17 protein-coding genes are annotated in these 16182 nt (G+C 74.7%); 12 read left to right on the top strand and 5 right to left on the bottom strand.

The annotated features are described in order from the left end of the window. Window positions 1-9: 9 nt before the first annotated feature. Window positions 10-1299, bottom strand: coding sequence for a PH domain-containing protein (locus tag ACF07N_RS17625; RefSeq protein ID WP_392113671.1), 1290 nt, complete (start codon window positions 1297-1299; stop codon window positions 10-12). A 158-nt stretch (window positions 1300-1457) separates the two neighbouring features. Beyond that, complete coding sequence (locus ACF07N_RS17630; RefSeq protein WP_383340945.1) at window positions 1458-1991, bottom strand: PH domain-containing protein; 534 nt, start codon at window positions 1989-1991, stop codon at window positions 1458-1460. Window positions 1992-2022: 31 nt separating this feature from the next. Here ACF07N_RS17630 and ACF07N_RS17635 point away from each other — a divergent pair, with 31 nt between their 5' ends. After that, complete coding sequence (locus ACF07N_RS17635; protein WP_383334424.1) at window positions 2023-3174, top strand: NADH-quinone oxidoreductase subunit D; 1152 nt, start codon at window positions 2023-2025, stop codon at window positions 3172-3174. A gap of 26 nt (window positions 3175-3200) precedes the next feature. Here the strand turns inward: ACF07N_RS17635 and ACF07N_RS17640 are convergent, their stop codons facing one another. Continuing rightward, complete coding sequence (locus ACF07N_RS17640) at window positions 3201-4193, bottom strand: SAM-dependent methyltransferase (protein ID WP_392113536.1); 993 nt, start codon at window positions 4191-4193, stop codon at window positions 3201-3203. 117 nt (window positions 4194-4310) lie between these two features. Between ACF07N_RS17640 and ACF07N_RS17645 the strand changes: the two genes are divergently transcribed. Both ACF07N_RS17645 and ACF07N_RS17650 read left to right on the top strand, forming a co-directional pair. After that, window positions 4311-5501, top strand: a complete 1191-nt coding sequence (locus ACF07N_RS17645) for a histidine kinase (protein ID WP_392113539.1) — start codon at window positions 4311-4313, stop codon at window positions 5499-5501. A 59-nt stretch (window positions 5502-5560) separates the two neighbouring features. Next, window positions 5561-6229 (top strand): response regulator, encoded by a 669-nt coding sequence (locus ACF07N_RS17650; protein ID WP_383334417.1) that lies wholly within the window; start codon window positions 5561-5563, stop codon window positions 6227-6229. On the opposite strand, the gene ACF07N_RS17655 is transcribed toward ACF07N_RS17650, so the two are convergent. Then, window positions 6226-7332 carry a DUF5937 family protein gene (locus ACF07N_RS17655; RefSeq protein ID WP_383334415.1) on the bottom strand — a complete coding sequence of 369 codons (1107 nt, stop codon included), beginning with the start codon at window positions 7330-7332 and terminating at the stop codon, window positions 6226-6228. The genes ACF07N_RS17650 and ACF07N_RS17655 overlap by 4 nt on opposite strands. A gap of 159 nt (window positions 7333-7491) precedes the next feature. Between ACF07N_RS17655 and ACF07N_RS17660 the strand changes: the two genes are divergently transcribed. Continuing rightward, complete coding sequence (locus ACF07N_RS17660) at window positions 7492-7695, top strand: hypothetical protein (RefSeq protein WP_392113542.1); 204 nt, start codon at window positions 7492-7494, stop codon at window positions 7693-7695. On the opposite strand, the gene ACF07N_RS17665 is transcribed toward ACF07N_RS17660, so the two are convergent. Beyond that, window positions 7688-8869: a threonine aldolase family protein gene (locus ACF07N_RS17665; protein WP_392113545.1), complete on the bottom strand. Its 1182-nt coding sequence runs from the start codon at window positions 8867-8869 to the stop codon at window positions 7688-7690. The genes ACF07N_RS17660 and ACF07N_RS17665 overlap by 8 nt on opposite strands. Before the next feature lie 198 nt (window positions 8870-9067). Between ACF07N_RS17665 and ACF07N_RS17670 the strand changes: the two genes are divergently transcribed. The 8 genes from ACF07N_RS17670 to ACF07N_RS17705 all read left to right on the top strand — a co-directional run bounded on the left by ACF07N_RS17670 (window position 9068) and on the right by ACF07N_RS17705 (window position 16174). Further along, on the top strand, window positions 9068-10006 hold the full coding sequence (locus ACF07N_RS17670; protein ID WP_383340929.1) for a Rossmann-like and DUF2520 domain-containing protein: 939 nt from the start codon (window positions 9068-9070) through the stop codon (window positions 10004-10006). Next, on the top strand, window positions 10003-11004 hold the full coding sequence (gene panC, locus ACF07N_RS17675) for a pantoate--beta-alanine ligase (protein ID WP_383340926.1): 1002 nt from the start codon (window positions 10003-10005) through the stop codon (window positions 11002-11004). The genes ACF07N_RS17670 and panC overlap by 4 nt, the downstream gene beginning before the upstream one ends. Further along, a complete protein-coding gene (locus ACF07N_RS17680) occupies window positions 11001-12710 on the top strand; it encodes an L-aspartate oxidase (protein ID WP_392113549.1) in 1710 nt (569 codons plus the stop codon). The genes panC and ACF07N_RS17680 overlap by 4 nt, the downstream gene beginning before the upstream one ends. Before the next feature lie 5 nt (window positions 12711-12715). Further along, window positions 12716-13690 carry a carboxylating nicotinate-nucleotide diphosphorylase gene (gene nadC / locus ACF07N_RS17685; protein ID WP_383334403.1) on the top strand — a complete coding sequence of 325 codons (975 nt, stop codon included), beginning with the start codon at window positions 12716-12718 and terminating at the stop codon, window positions 13688-13690. A 16-nt stretch (window positions 13691-13706) separates the two neighbouring features. Then, window positions 13707-14504: a type III pantothenate kinase gene (locus ACF07N_RS17690; protein WP_094057038.1), complete on the top strand. Its 798-nt coding sequence runs from the start codon at window positions 13707-13709 to the stop codon at window positions 14502-14504. Between the two features lie 121 nt (window positions 14505-14625). Beyond that, on the top strand, window positions 14626-15285 hold the full coding sequence (locus ACF07N_RS17695; protein WP_392113553.1) for a hypothetical protein: 660 nt from the start codon (window positions 14626-14628) through the stop codon (window positions 15283-15285). An 18-nt stretch (window positions 15286-15303) separates the two neighbouring features. Then, the gene (locus ACF07N_RS17700; RefSeq protein WP_383334400.1) at window positions 15304-15492 is read left to right on the top strand and encodes a hypothetical protein; all 189 of its coding nucleotides are present in this window, start codon (window positions 15304-15306) and stop codon (window positions 15490-15492) included. Between the two features lie 181 nt (window positions 15493-15673). Next, the gene (locus ACF07N_RS17705) at window positions 15674-16174 is read left to right on the top strand and encodes a BlaI/MecI/CopY family transcriptional regulator (protein ID WP_383342265.1); all 501 of its coding nucleotides are present in this window, start codon (window positions 15674-15676) and stop codon (window positions 16172-16174) included. Window positions 16175-16182: the final 8 nt, after the last annotated feature.

The following is a 16182-nucleotide window of genomic DNA, read 5'->3' on the forward strand; positions in this document are numbered from 1 at the left end:
GCGGGCGGACTACGCCATCCAGCGGTCCGGGCGGGCGTCCCGGCGTCCGGTGCGGGACCGTTCCGCCTGGGACGCCAGCAGCGCACGCGCCTCGGCGGCGTCCCGCAGCCTCGCCGTCACCGTCTTGCCGGCACCGGTGTCCACCGACACGTCGGCCAGGCCCCGGGCCCGCTGCCACGGCCCCTGCGTCATCCGCACGCTCTGCACCTTCGCGTGCGGCACCAGCGCGAGGCGGCGCCGCAGCAGACCCGTGCGGGCCGCGAACACCGCGTCCGTGACGGCGAGTCCGTAACCCCGCCACCACACCGGCACGCACCAGCGGGCCCGGCGCGGCGACGGCGCCAGGGCCGCGCGGCCCGGCACGGTCACCCCGGGCAGCACGCGCGCGACGACGTCCTCGGCGATCTCGCGCGGGGCGACGGGCAGCAGCACGGAGTTGGCCGAGCCCGCCACGTCCAGTTCCACGCGCACCCAGCCGCGCCGCCGCCACAGCAGCGGCTCCACGATCCGGACGGTCTGCACGCGCCCCGGCGGCACCGTCTCGTGGGCCCGGTCCAGCAGGCCGTGGTCGATGCGCAGCCCGTCGGGCGACTCGGCGACGGTCCAGTCGTACTCGGTGACGAACCGGCCCACGCTGCTCGCGCCGGCCGCGCCCAGCAGCGGCAGGGCGACCGCGAGGACCGTCCACAGGCTGTGGGTGGCCAGCCACAGCACCGGCGGCACGACCAGCGCCGCGGCCAGGGAGCCCCAGGTCGCGCCGGTCAGCACCAGCGACATCGCGAGCACGCCCGGCGGCACCCGGAGCAGTCGCCGGGAGGGTGCCTCGCCGACCTCGTGCGCGGTCTCGGGGGCGAAACCGGCGGCCCGGGCGAGCAGTTCGGCCCGCAGGGCCCGGGCCTCGCCGGCGCCGAGGAAGGCCAGCTCGTCCTTCTTGTCGGCGCCTATGACGTCGAGCCGGAGCTTGGCGACGCCCGCGACCCGGGCGAGCAGCGGCTGGGTGACGTCGACGGCCTGGATCCGCTCCAGGCGGATGTGGGCGGTGCGGCGGAAGACCAGGCCGGTGCGGATGCGCAGTTCGGTGCCGGTCACGGCGAAGTGGGTGAACCACCAGGAGCAGAAGCCGTAGAGGGCGGCTGCCGGGACGATCACCGCGAGACCGATGAGCAGGGTCGTGGTGGTCAGCCGGGTCAGGTGGCGCTGCGCCCCGTCGGGGTCGTGCACGGCCCAGCCGATGACGACGGCGACCGGGGCCCAGGCCCGCCGCAACGGCGTGACGGGGTGCAGCCGCCGCTCGACCACGTCACCGGAGGAGCCGGGGTGCTCGGAGGGCCGGGCCGGCCCGGCGGATTCGCCGGCGTGGGCCGGTCCGGCGAGGCCGGAGGGCTGGGCCGGTCCCGCGGAACCGGCGGCGTGGGCCGGTCCGGTGGGCTCGGCCGGCTCGGCGGCCCGGGCGGGAGTCACAGGCCCGCCGATCGGGCCTCGCCCAGCTCGGTGAGCCGGTCGCGCAGGCGTTCCGCCTCGGCCGGATCCAGGCCGGGGATGGTCGCGTCGGTCGCCGCGGCGGCGGTGTGCAACTGCACGCTGGCCAGCCCGAAGTGCCGCTCGACGGGCCCGGAGGTGACCTCCACGAGCTGCATCCGCCCGTACGGCACGACGGTCTCCTCGCGCCACAGCACGCCCCGGCTGATCAGCAGGTCGTCGGCCCGCTCGGCGTACCGCCAGGAACGCCAGTTGCGTGCGATCATCACCCAGCCCCAGACCGCGAGCGCCAGCGGTGGCAGCGCGCACAGCGACCAGACGGGCCCGGCGAGCAGTCCCGGCACGAGCCCGGCGGCCAGGGTGACCAGCCCGGCCCAGAAGACGAGCAGCAGCCGCCGCATCTTCAGCAGACCGGGCGGCAGCGCGATCCAGGCGGGTTCGGCCGCCCCCTCCGGTCCGGTCGCCGCGCCTGCCCCCGCCGCCCCCGCCTCGTGCGTGCTCCCCGTCTCCATGAGGTCAGGGTACGTAGGGGAGACTGTGTGCATGACTCCTACGACGGAGACCATGGTCGGAATCGGCGGCGCCGCGGAGAGCACCGACATGGTGCTCAACATCGGGCCGCAGCACCCTTCCACGCACGGCGTGCTGCGGCTGAAGCTCGTCCTGGACGGCGAGCGCATCACGCACGCGGAGCCGGTGATCGGATACATGCACCGCGGCGCGGAGAAGCTGTTCGAGGCTCGCGACTACCGCCAGATCATCATGCTCGCCAACCGCCACGACTGGCTGTCGGCGTTCTCCAACGAACTGGGCGTGGTCCTCGCCGTGGAGCGCATGCTCGGCATGGAGGTGCCCGAGCGCGCGGTGTGGCTGCGCACGCTGCTCGCCGAGCTGAACCGGGTGCTCAACCACCTGATGTTCCTCGGCTCGTACCCGCTGGAGCTCGGCGGGATCACGCCGATCTTTTACGCCTTCCGCGAGCGCGAGGAGCTCCAGCACGTCATGGAGGAGGTCTCCGGCGGGCGGATCCACTACATGTTCAACCGCGTCGGCGGCCTCAAGGAGGACCTGCCGGCCGGCTGGACCACACGCGCGCGCACCGCCGTCGCCGACGTGCGCTCCCGCATGGACCGCTTCGACGAACTGGTGCTGGGCAACGAGATCTTCCGCGGCCGCACCCGGGGCGTCGGCGTCCTCAGCCCGCGGGCCGTGCACGCCTACGGCGTCAGCGGGCCGATCGGCCGCGCCTCGGGCGTCGACTTCGACCTGCGCCGCGACGAGCCCTACCTCGCCTACGGCGAACTCCAGGACACCCTGAAGGTGGTGACCCGGCAGGAGGGCGACTGCCTCGCCCGCTTCGAATGCCTCCTGGAGCAGACGCACAACGCGCTCGACCTGGCCGACGCCTGCCTCGACCGCCTCGCGGAGCTGCCGCCCGGGCCGGTCAACCAGAGGCTCCCGAAGGTCCTCAAGGCACCGGAGGGGCACACGTACGCCTGGACCGAGAACCCCCTCGGGATCAACGGCTACTACCTGGTCAGCAAGGGTGAGAAGACCCCGTACCGGCTGAAGCTGCGCTCCGCCTCGTACAACAACATCCAGGCGCTGACGGAGCTGCTGCCGGGGACGCTGGTCGCGGACATGGTGGCGATCCTGGGGTCGATGTTCTTCGTGGTCGGGGACATCGACAAGTAGCGGCTCACCCCGGGACAAGCAGCGGCTCACCCCCGGAAGGGGTCCTCGATCCCGACCGGCTGCACCAGCCACCCGAAGTCGCCGAGCCCGCCCGCAGCGGTCAGCTCGGCGGCCTCCCCGGCGCCCGCGAGAGCGCGCACATAGGCGGCCGGGTCGGTGGACGCCAGGGCGATCGGGGGGCGCGCGCCGGTCACGCCGAGGGCGTGCAGCGCCTCGCGCTGGGAGAGCAGGTGCCCGCCGGGCAGCGCGCACGCGTCCAGGGCGACGTGAGCCGTGAGGTCGCGGGAGCCGTCCGGCACGGGCGTGGTCTCACGGCCGTCCCGGAAGCCGGTGAGCGTCCCGAACGGCGGTCGCGCGTCCGCCGTGTGCGCGTAGTCCACGGCGACGGCGAGCCCGCGGCCGACGGTCGCGACCGCCGCGGCCCAGGCCTCGTCCCGGGGCAGCCCGATCTCGGCCCGCAGCCCCGCCTCGCCGGGCAGCGGCCACCACCGCTCCAGCCACCGGGCCTGCGCCCCGGCCACCGGTTCCCCGAGCCGCTCGGTGCCGTCCGCGCGCACCAGGACGTGCCGGGCCAGGCCCGCGGAGTCCACCTCCGCGACCTCCACCGGCACGTTGTCCAGCCACTCGTTGGCGAACAGCAGCCCCGTCGTCCCCGATGGGGGCGCGGACCGCCACTCGATCCGGTGATCGAGCCCGGGGGGCCGCCCGGCGATCTCGACGGCGTACACGCGCGTGCGGGCCGCCACCTCGGCGGGCAGCGCGGCGAGCACCCCGGCGGCCAGCTCGCCCCGCCCGGCGGCCATGTCGACGAAGTCCAGCTCCGCGGGCCGGCCCAGCGCCTCGTCGACCCGGCACAGCAGCCGGGCCACCGCCCCCGCGAACAGGGCCGACGCGTGCACGGACGTACGGAAGTGGGCGCCCGGCCCCTCGGCGCGGCGGTAGAAGCCGCGCGGCCCGTACAGCGCCTCCTCGGTCGCGGCCCGCCACCCACGCCACTCGTCCCTCGCACCCGCAGTCACCGGGCCAGGCTATGCGGACACAACGCACGCAACTCCACCTTGCGGAGTACGCGCGCCGGGCGGGGATCGGCCCTCCGGTTGACCCCTGCACCTATCCGCTTCCCTACGCTGGGTTACGTGCAGCGCCTCTATGACTTCCTCCGCAGGCACCCGATGTGGGTCGACGGCACCTGGGCCGTCGTCCTCCTCGGGATCTCGCTGGTGGGCGGAGTGGCGGGCGGCTACGGCTCCCCGGCCGCCGCCGTGCCGATCTCCCTGATGCTGTGCCTGGCCGTCGCGCTGCGCCGCCGGATGCCGGAGAAGATGCTGCTGCTCACGGCGGTCGCCGGTGTGGCCCAGCTGATCACCGACGTGCGGATCGGACCGGCCGACTTCGCCATGCTGGTGATCGTCTACACGGTCGCGGCGGAAGGCGCCCGCTGGGCCTCCCGCTTCGCCCTGGGCGCCGGCCTGTGCGCCGCCCCCGTGGCCCACATGCGCTGGCCGAGCGACCAGACGAACCTCGCGGGCAACATCGCCCTGACGGTGTTCATGACCGTGCCGTTCGCCCTGGCCTGGGTGCTCGGCGACTCCATCCGCACCCGGCGCGCCTACTTCGCGCAGCTGGAGGAGCGGGCCGCCCGGCTGGAACGGGAGCGCGAGGCGCAGTCCAAGGTGGCCGTCGCCGCCGAACGCGCCCGCATCGCGCGCGAGCTGCACGACGTCGTCGCCCACAACGTCTCGGTGATGGTGGTGCAGGCCGACGGCGCCGCCTACGTCCTGGACGCCGCGCCCGACCAGGCGAAGAAAGCCCTGGAGACCATCTCCTCCACCGGCCGCCAGGCCCTCGCCGAGATGCGCCGCCTGCTCGGCGTGCTGCGCACCGGGGAGCACCAGGAGGCCGGCGAGTACGTGCCGCAGCCCGACGTGCGGCAGATCGAGGACCTGGTCGAGCAGTGCCGGGGCTCCGGGCTGCCCGTCGACTTCAAGGTCGAGGGCACCCCGCGCCCGCTGCCCAGCGGCGTCGAGCTCACCGCCTACCGGATCGTGCAGGAGGCGCTCACCAACACGCGCAAGCACGGCGGGCCCAACGCGGGCGCCAGCGTGCGGCTGGTCTACTTCGACGACGGCCTCGGCCTGCTCGTCGAGGACGACGGCAAGGGCGCCCCGCACGAGCTGTACGAGGAGGGCGGATTCGACGGCCAGGGCCACGGCCTGATCGGCATGCGGGAGCGGGTCGGTATGGTCGGCGGCACGCTGGACGCCGGACCGCGCCCGGGCGGAGGATTCCGCATCAGCGCCCTGCTGCCGCTCAAACCCGCGCACTGACGCCGGCGCGCGCCCCCTGTTGACACCTGTCACACCCCCGCCCCACGGAAGAGGCCCCGATGACGATCCGCGTGATGCTCGTCGACGACCAGGTGCTGCTGCGCACCGGATTCCGGATGGTGCTCGCCGCCCAGCCGGACATGGAGGTCGTGGCGGAGGCCGGCGACGGCGTCGAGGCCCTCCAGGCGCTGCGGACCACCGAGGTGGACGTCGTGCTCATGGACGTCCGCATGCCCAAGCTCGACGGGGTGGAGACCACCCGCCGGATCTGCGCCGACACCGACCCGCCGAAGGTGCTCATCCTGACCACGTTCGACCTCGACGAGTACGCCTTCTCCGGCCTGAAGGCGGGTGCCTCCGGCTTCATGCTCAAGGACGTGCCGCCCGGTGAGCTGCTCGCCGCCATCCGGGCCGTGCACAGCGGGGACGCGGTCGTCGCGCCCTCCACCACCCGGCGGCTCCTCGACCGCTTCGCGCCGATGCTGCCCGGCACCAAGCAGCCCGAGCACAAGGAGCTGGAGCGGCTCACCGACCGCGAGCGCGAGGTCATGGTGCTGGTCGCGCAGGGCCTGTCCAACGGTGAGATCGCGGCCCGGCTCGTGCTGTCGGAGGCGACCGTGAAGACCCACGTGGGCCGCATCCTGACCAAGCTGGGGCTCAGGGACCGGGTGCAGGTGGTGGTGCTGGCGTACGAGACCGGTCTGGTGCGGGCCGGCGGGCACGGCTAGCGGAGGATGCCCTCCAGGAAGTCACTGCCCAGCCGGGCCACCACCGTCACGTCCAGCTGGTGCAGCACGTAGCGCCCCCGCCGGCGGGTGGTGACCAGGCCCGCCTTCTTCAGCACGGCCAGGTGCCGGGATATCTCCGGAGCGGTCATGCCGTGCACCTGCGCCAGCTCGCTGGTGGTGTACGCGCTGCGGGCCAGATACCGGCACATGCGCATGCGCACCGGGTGCGACAGGGCGGTCATGCGCAGGGCCAGCTGCTCCAGCGTGGGCGGGGCGGCGAGCTCGGGGGAGCCGACCGGGTAGTGCAGCACCGGCTGCCAGCCGTACCGGTGCAGGACCATCAGGTGCGGCCAGCCCAGGCTCGTCGGGACGAGCAGCAGGCCACCGTCACCGGTGGTGGTACGGCCCTCGCCCAGCTTGTCGACCGTGATCAGGGCGGCCGGTTCGTCGAGCGTCACCGCCGGGGACACCGCGGCCAGCGCCCCCGCCAGGCCCTTGTGGCGCAGCAGCTCCGTCTTGTGCCGGCTGTCCGCCGCGAGCTGGTGGCGCAGCCGCGACCAGGCCTCCGCGAAGAACGCCTCGTCGCAGTCCCGGAGGAACTGCCGCAGCCAGGACCGGATCCGGGGCGGATCGGCCAGCAGCCGCTCGCTGAACCGCAGTTGCCGCGGTCCGCGCGCGGCGGCCAGGTCCAGGGCGCGGCGGCGCACCTCCGGGTCGGTCAGTGCCGTGGGCCCGTACTCGCCGTATCCGGTGGCGCAGGTGAACTCCAGCGCCGCGTCCACGAACTGCTCGTCGGACAGCTTGTCGAGCAGGTCGAGCTCCTCGGCGAGCGTGCCGCCCGGCAGCGCGGTGCGGTCCGGCAGGCCCGCGCACGGCAGGAACAGGTCGGAGAACGTCGTCCGCCACAGGAAGTCCGCCTCGCACATCCGGTCGGCCAGATGCGGGTCGAGCCGGGCCGTCACGCCCGTCACCCAGCCCTGGAGGCCCGGGTGGTGCGCCGGCTCGGACAGCGCGTGCAGCGCCATGCCCAGCTCGGCCAGGGGGGACGGGACGACGGCGACCCTGTCCTGCCGCAGCCCGGCGATGTCGATGCGCACGCTCATGCCCTCATGGTGCACCGCGCCACCGACAACGCCGCCGCCGATTGACGGGGGCCGTCAATCGACGCGACGCGGCCCGCGGCACGGGCGCAGGGTGGAGGCACCGGGGCAGCCGCGGAGCCTTCGGACCTCCCTCACCCCGTCCCGCAGAGGCGATCCACCATGAGCATCACGCAGCAGTACCTCCTCGACACCCACCGCGCCCGCTCGCTGGGCGAGCCCGCCCCGCCCGCGCCGGGCACCCACGAGTGGCGGTTCCTGCGGGCCTGGCGGGAGGCGCGGCGCTTCCGGGCCGTCCTGGCGGGCCGCCCGCTCCGCGACGGCTCCCGGACGGCCCCGGGCCGCCGGGGGCGGCGCCCTACCTGACCTGCTCCGGCAGCCGGGCCACGAAGTCCGCGACCGCGGCCCGCACGTCCCCGGCGGTCCATTCGAGGCCGGCCGACCGCACGTGCACCTCGGTGACCGCCAGGCCCGGGCCGCGCCGGTCCCAGGCGTTGCCGAACAGGACGACGCCCGTCTCCTCGGCGGCCAGGACCGCCGCCTCGGCGAGCACGCCGGGCTCGTACGGCAGCCAGACCTGGAAGTCGTGGGTGTGCGGCACCTCCGGGTGCACGCGCGCCCACGGCGTCCCGGCCGCCGCGAACCCCTCGCGCAGGGCGGCGGCCACCACGCGCGCGTGGGCGACGTACTCCGGCAGCCGGGGCAGCTCCCGCTCCAGGCCGAGCAGCGCCGACAGGGCGGTGGGGAACTGCTGGAAGACCAGACCGCCGTACCGGTGCCGCCAGGCCCTGGCCTGGGTGACGAGTTCCCGCGGACCGGCCAGGGCCGCGCCGCCGAACGCCTCCAGGGACTTGTAGAACGACACGTAGACGCTGTCGGCCAGTCCCGCGATCTCCTCCAGGGGCCGGCCGAGGTGGACGGTGGACTCCCACAGCCGGGCCCCGTCGAAGTGCACCACCGCGTCCCGCTCCCGGGCGGCCGCGACGACCTCGGTGAGCTCCTCCCAGGTGGGCAGCACGAAACCAGCGTCCCGCAGGGGGAGTTCCAGCATCAGCGCGCCGAACGGCTCCTCGAAGTCACGGACCTCCGCGGCGGTCGGCGGCCGCGGCTCGCTCGTCACCCGCACCGGGCGCAGGCCGCCGACCTCGGTGAACGCGTTCCGCTCGTGCACCTCGGGGTGGCCGAGCGCGTGCAGGGCGACGGTCGGGTCGCCGGTGCGGCCCGCCCAGCAGCGCAGCGCCACCTGCTGGGCCATCGTGCCGGTCGGGAAGAAGGCGGCGGCCTCGGTGCCGAGCAGGGCGGCGACCTTCGACTCCAGGGCCTCGACGACACCGTCGCCGTACACGTCGGACAGCTCGTCCAGGTCGTACACGTCCCGCGCCCCGTCCAGCGCGGCCAGGCGCTCGCGGAGGGTCTGGTGGAAGCCGAAGCGCGCCAGCACCCGCCGCGCACCGCGATGGGCGGCCAGCCGCCGTGCCCGCAGTCGTGCCCCCGGGTCCTCGTCCGGCACCCGCTCGTCCTGTTCCGCCGTGTCAGTCATGCCCCGGATCCTCCCTCGCGCGCGTGCGGCCCGGCACCCGCATTTCCGTACGCCGGGGCCCCACGCACGTGCGTCGCCGCCGCGTCCACCGGAACGCACGGCCTGTGGACGGCCGAACGCCCCCGGAACCGATCGCGTTAACATGACGAGAAATCGTCCGGTACCCGGAGCGGACTGGAACGGGAAGGCCGCCGTCGAGTGAACACAACCCCACAGCCAGACCCCAGGGACCGCCCCGCGCGGCTCACCGTCGGCGTCGTCGGCGCCGGCCGCGTGGGACCCGCACTGGCCGCGTCCCTCCAGCTCGCCGGGCACCGCCCGGTCGCCGTCTCCGCGGTCTCCGACGCCTCCCGGCGCCGCGCCGCGCAGCTGCTGCCCGACGTGCCCGTGATGCCGCCCGAGGACGTCCTGAAGCGGGCCGACCTGGTGCTGCTGACCGTCCCGGACGACGCCCTGCCGGAGCTGGTCGCGGGCCTCGCCGACACCGGTTCCGTACGGCCGGGGCAGCTGCTGGTGCACACCTCCGGCCGGTACGGCGTGGGCGTGCTCGGCCCCGCCCTGCGCGCGGGCGCGCTGCCGCTGGCCCTGCACCCGGCGATGACCTTCACCGGCACGCCCGTGGACGTCCAGCGGCTGGCCGGCTGCTCCTTCGGCGTCACCGCGCCCGAGGAGCTGCGGCTGGCCGCGGAGGCCCTGGTCATCGAGATGGGCGGCGAGCCGGAGTGGATCGCCGAGGAGAACCGGCCGCTCTACCACGCCGCCCTCGCCCTGGGCGCCAACCACCTGGTCACGCTCGTCGCCCAGTCGATGGAACTGCTGGGCGCGGCCGGGGTCGCCGCCCCCGACCGGATGCTCGGCCCGCTGCTCGGCGCGGCCCTGGACAACGCCCTGCGCTCCGGTGACGCGGCCCTGACCGGGCCCGTCGCGCGCGGGGACGCGGGCACGGTCGCCGCGCACGTGACGGAGCTGCGCCGGCACGCCCCGCAGACCGTCGCCGGATACCTGGCCATGGCCCGGGCCACCGCCGACCGGGCCCTGGCGACCGGCCTGCTGAAGCCGGAGCTCGCCGAGGACCTCCTCGGGGTACTCGCCGACGGGACCGACGGCACCCGAGGCACCGAGGGGGACGCCCGATGACCACCACCCTGCTGCGCACCGCCGCCGACCTGCACGCCCGCGCGCGTACGGGCCGCCGCGCCGTGGTGATGACCATGGGCGCCCTGCACGAGGGCCACGCCACGCTCATCCGCACCGCCCGCGGCATCGCAGGACCCGAGGGCGAGGTCGTCGTCACCGTCTTCGTCAACCCGCTGCAGTTCGGCGCGGGCGAGGACCTGGACCGCTACCCGCGCACCCTGGACGCCGACGTCGAGCTGGCCGGCCGGTCGGGCGCCGACGTCGTCTTCGCCCCGTCCGTGGACGAGGTCTACCCGGGCGGCGAGCCCCAGGTCCGTATCACCGCGGGCCCCATGGGCGAGCGCCTGGAGGGCGCCTCCCGCCCGGGGCACTTCGACGGCATGCTCACCGTCGTCGCCAAGCTGCTGCACCTCACCCGCCCCGACGTCGCCCTGTACGGCCAGAAGGACGCCCAGCAGCTCGCGCTGATCCGCCGCATGGTGCGGGACCTGAACTTCGGCGTGGAGATCGTCGGCGTCCCCACCGTCCGCGAGGAGGACGGCCTGGCCCTGTCCAGCCGCAACCGCTACCTCTCGGCGGCCGAGCGACGCACCGCCCTCGCCCTGTCCCGGGCACTGTTCGCGGGCCAGGACCGGCACGCCGCGCAGGAGGCGCTGCGCGCCCGGGCCCGCGAGGTGCCCGCCACACGCGCGCGTGCCGAGGCCCTCAGCGCCCTCGGCGAGTCCCGCGCGGCGGCCGACGCGCACGCCGTGGCCACGGCCGTGCCGGGCGGCCCCGCCGCCGTCCGGGCCGCCGCCCGCCAGGTCCTCGACGAGGCGGCCCGCCTCCGGCCGCCGCTCAGGCTGGACTACCTCGCCCTGGTCGACCCGTCCGACTTCACCGAGATCGGCGACGACTTCACCGGCGAGGCGGTCCTGGCCGTCGCCGCCCGGGTCGGGACCACCCGGCTGATCGACAACGTCCCCCTCACCTTCGGAACCCTCGGAGCCGCCTCGTGACCTCCACAGGCATACGACTGCACGCGCCCGCCCCCGGGTGGTCCATCGCCGCGGACGTGGTCGTCGTCGGCTCCGGCGTCGCCGGGCTGACGGCCGCCCTGCGCTGCGAGGCCGCGGGGCTGAGCACCGTGGTCGTCACCAAGGCCCGGCTCGACGACGGCTCCACCCGCTGGGCCCAGGGCGGCATCGCCGCGGCCCTCGGCGAGGGCGACACGCCCGAGCAGCACCTGGACGACACCCTGGTCGCCGGCGCGGGCCTGTGCGACGAGGAGGCGGTCCGCCTTCTCGTCACCGAGGGTCCCGGGGCGGTGCGCCGCCTCATCGAGACCGGCGCCCGGTTCGACGAGTCCACCGAGGGCGGCCTCGAACTCACCCGCGAGGGCGGCCACCACCGCCGTCGCATCGCCCACGCCGGCGGCGACGCCACCGGCGCCGAGATCTCCCGCGCCCTGGTCGAGGCGGTCCGCGCGCGCGGCATGCGCACCGTCGAGAACGCGCTCGTGCTGGACCTCCTCACGGACGCCGAGGGCCGCACGGCCGGCGTCACCCTGCACGTCATGGGCGAGGGCCAGCACGACGGCGTCGGCGCCGTCCACGCCCCGGCGGTGGTCCTGGCGACCGGCGGCATGGGCCAGGTCTTCTCCGCCACCACCAACCCCTCGGTCTCCACCGGCGACGGCGTGGCCCTGGCCCTGCGCGCGGGCGCCGAGGTCAGCGACCTGGAGTTCGTCCAGTTCCACCCGACCGTGCTGTTCCTCGGCCCGGACGCCGAGGGCCAGCAGCCCCTGGTCTCCGAGGCGGTACGCGGCGAGGGCGCCCACCTCGTCGACGCCGACGGCGTGCGCTTCATGGTCGGGCAGCACGAACTCGCCGAGCTCGCCCCCCGGGACATCGTGGCCAAGGGCATCATGCGCCGCATGCAGGAGCGGGACGCCGAGCACATGTACCTCGACGCCCGGCACTTCGGCGCCGAGATGTGGGAGCACCGCTTCCCGACGATCCTGGCCGCCTGCCGCGCCCACGGCATCGACCCGGTCACCGAGCCCGTCCCGGTCGCCCCGGCCGCCCACTACGCCTCCGGCGGCGTCCGCACCGACGCGCACGGCCGGACGACCGTCCCCGGCCTGTACGCGTGCGGCGAGGTCGCCTGCACCGGCGTGCACGGCGCCAACCGCCTGGCCTCCAACTCCCTGCTCGAAGGGCTCGTCTACGCCGAGCGCATCGCGGCCGACATCGCGGCGGCCGGCCTGAGCGCGCGCGTGCCGCAGCCGCTGCCGCACCCGGAGATCCCCGAGCACCCGCTGCAGACCGCCGAGGCCCGCTTCACCATCCAGCGGATCATGACGAGCGGGGCGGGCGTCCTGCGCTCGGCGGAGTCCCTCGGCAAGGCCGCCGACCAGCTCCAGCGCCTGCACACCGACGCCCGGGAGGCCCTGGCCGAGCACGGCAAGACGGCCGAGCCCGGCGTCGACACCTGGGAGGCGACCAACCTGCTGTGCGTGGCCCGCGTCCTGGTCACCGCCGCCCGGCTGCGCGAGGAGACCCGGGGCTGCCACTGGCGCGAGGACCACCCCGAGCGCGACGACACGGCCTGGCGCCGCCACATCGTCGTACGCCTGAACCCCGACCGGAGCCTGGCCGTGCACACCACGGACACGACAGACTTCCCCGCGACCCTCCCGCCCCCCGCCCTCCAGGAGCAGTGACCGACGTGAGCACCCCCGACCTTCCCCTCGCCTCCTCCGGAGGCTGCGGCGACGGCTGCGCCTGCGGCGCGGACGACGAGGCGTACCTGGAGTGCGGCCTCGACCCCGCGCTCGCCCAGCTCCTCGCCGACGCCGGTCTCGACCCCGTCGAGGTCGAGGACATCGCCAACGTGGCCGTCCAGGAGGACCTGGCCCACGGCGTGGACGTGACCACGGTCGCCACGATCCCCGAGGACGCGGTCGCCACGGCCGACTTCACCGCACGCGAGGCGGGCGTCGTGGCCGGCCTGCGCGTCGCCGAGGCCGTCCTCTCGGTCGTCTGCGAGGAGGAACTGGAGATCGAGCGCCACGCGGAGGACGGCGACCGCGTCGAGGCGGGCCAGAAGCTGCTCTCGGTCACCACCCGCACCCGCGACCTCCTCACCGCCGAGCGCAGCGCGCTGAACATCCTGTGCCGCCTGTCGGGCATCGCGACGGCCACGCGCGCGTGGGCGGACGTCCTGGAGGGCACCGGCGCCAAGGTCCGCGACACCCGCAAGACCACCCCCGGCCTGCGCAGCCTGGAGAAGTACGCGGTCCGCTGCGGCGGCGGCGTCAACCACCGCATGTCCCTCTCGGACGCGGCCCTGGTCAAGGACAACCACGTGGTCGCGGCGGGCGGCGTCGCCCAGGCCTTCCAGGCGGTCCGCGCGCGCTTCCCCGAGGTCCCCATCGAGGTCGAGGTCGACACCCTGCACCAGCTCCGCGAGGTCCTGGACGCCGGCGCCGACCTGATCCTGCTGGACAACTTCACGCCGGCCGAGTGCGCGGAGGCCGTCGCGATCGTCGAGGGCCGGGCCGCCCTGGAGGCCTCGGGCCGCCTCACCCTCGACAACGCCAAGGCGTACGCCGACACCGGCGTCGACTACCTGGCCGTCGGGGCCCTCACCCACTCCTCGCCGATCCTGGACATCGGCCTGGACCTGCGGCCGGCGGAGTAGGGGAGCGGGTCGGGTCATGCTGCTGACGATCGACGTAGGAAACACCCACACGGTCCTGGGCCTGTTCGACGGCGAGGAGATCGTCGAACACTGGCGCATCTCCACCGACGCGCGCCGCACCGCCGACGAACTGGCGGTCCTGCTCCAGGGCCTGATGGGCATGCACCCGCTGCTCGGCGACGAACTGGGCGACGGCATCGACGGCATCGCCATCTGCGCCACCGTGCCCTCGGTCCTGCACGAGCTGCGCGAGGTGACGCGCCGCTACTACGGCGACGTCCCCGCCATCCTGGTCGAGCCGGGCGTCAAGACCGGTGTGCCGATCCTCATGGACAACCCCAAGGAGGTCGGCGCGGACCGCATCATCAACGCGGTCGCGGCCGTCGAGCTCTACGGCGGCCCGGCGATCGTCGTCGACTTCGGCACGGCGACGACGTTCGACGCGGTCAGCGCGCGCGGCGAGTACGTCGGCGGCGTCATCGCGCCCGGCATCGAGATCTCCGTCGAGGCGCTGGGCGTCCGCGGCGCCCAGCTCCGCAAGATCGAGGTGGCCCGGCCGCGCAGCGTGATCGGCAAGAACACGGTGGAGGCGATGCAGTCGGGCATCATCTACGGCTTCGCCGGGCAGGTCGACGGCGTCGTCAACCGGGTGGCCCGCGAGCTGGCCGAGGACCCCGACGACGTCACCGTCATCGCGACGGGCGGCCTGGCTCCCATGGTCCTGGGCGAGTCCTCGGTCATCGACGAGCACGAGCCGTGGCTGACGCTGATCGGGCTGCGGCTGGTGTACGAGCGGAACGTCTCGCGCATGTGAGCCGCGCGTGAGCCGCGCCGGGCCGAGGGGATCCGGGCGCGGCGCCGCCCACCCGAGTGGTCCCCCACGCCACACCCGTCCGCTATGTCGAAATTGTCTGATTAGCGCGTATCGTCGCGGCATGCCCACGCCCTACGGATCCCGCGGCGGCTTGGCGTTCGGCGTGGAGGAGCTGCGTGTGCTCCGCCGCGCCCTCGCCCTCGCCCTCCATCCCACCTCCGCCTCGTCCGACGACGTCCAGGACTGCCTCCGCCTCGCAGAGTCGCTCGACGAGGCGATGCGGGAGGGGGCCAGGCTGCGCGCCTTCCTCGTGGCCGACCTGGGCCGGTACCGCGCCGCCCTCCCCGGCACCGCCGCCGGCTACCTCACGCTCCTGGACGAGGCCCTGGCCGCCGGTTACAGGCCCCGCCCCGACGACCTCAGCGCCCTGCGCGCCCTGCGCGGCAATCCCGCCGCCGCGGCCCTGCTGGACCGCTGCTCGGTCACCCTCGTCGCCGCGGCCGCCGTCCCTCCTGCCGTCCCCGCGGGCGCCACCGCTGCCGCCACGGTCCCCGCCGCGCGCACCCGACTGCTGGCCCTTCCCGGCGGCGCCGCCGAACAGCCCGAGAAGAAGCCCGACCGCAAGCCGCCGGCCCCGAAGCCCGCTCCCCGGCCCGCCCCGGCCCCGGCCCCCGGCACCCCGAAGCCCTCCCGGCCCATCCCCACCCCAGGCGAGGTCTTCCCGCGCCGCAAACCCGCCACGCCGCCCCCGGGCGGCCCCCAGCAGCTCGCCGCCGGCTGACGTGGCTACCCTGGATCCATGGACTACGTCTCCGCGCTCCTGCCCCCGGTCGTCATGGCCGTGTTCTTCGGCGCCGTGATCCGGGTGATCGTGAAGACCCAGGGCGGCGCCAACAAGGCCAAGGAGGACGCGGCCGTCGACGCCGCCCTCGCGCGCGTGGACGGTCCCCGCGCGTCCTCCGCGCCGGCCTCCGGCGCCGACGCCTGACCCCACCCGCTCCCCGGGCGTACGACTCCGCGGGGCCGCCGTACGGCGCCCGCGCATTCGAGTCGTACGCCCTTTTTGTTCCCGTTCGCCGGGAAGCGCACGTCCGCCACGCCATTCCCGGGATCTCCCACTATTGTTCTGAGCTGTGCCTCGCCCATTGGGAGAACTCGAAGACGCGGTCATGTCGCGGGTCTGGAAGTGGAACCGCCCCGTGACCGTTCGAGAAGTCCTGGAAGATCTTCAGAAGGAGCGGTCCATCGCCTACACCACGGTGATGACCGTTTTGGACAATCTCCATCAGAAGGGCTGGGTGCGCCGCGAGGCGGAAGGCCGCGCCTATCGATATGAGGCGGTCTCCACCCGCGCCGCCTACGCCGCCGCCCTGATGAACGACGCCTGGTCGCAGAGTGACAACCCCGCCGCCGCTCTCGTCGCCTTCTTCGGGATGATGAGCGAGGAACAGCGCCAGGCTCTCAGCGATGCCGTACGCATCGTCCAGGGCCCGGAAACCCGGGAACCGACCGAAGCGTCGGAATCCGCGGAAGAGACGGAACCCGGGGAAGGCCGCGGGGAAGGCCCCGGCGAAGACCGCGCGCAAGGCCCCGGCGAAGGGCGCGCGGAAGAGACCGGGGAAGAGCCCCCGGAGAACCCCGCCTCCGCCCGGGGGCCCGGCGGGCGATAGCGTCCGCT

Source organism: Streptomyces sp. NPDC015242 (assembly GCF_043079125.1).
GTDB lineage: Bacteria > Actinomycetota > Actinomycetes > Streptomycetales > Streptomycetaceae > Streptomyces.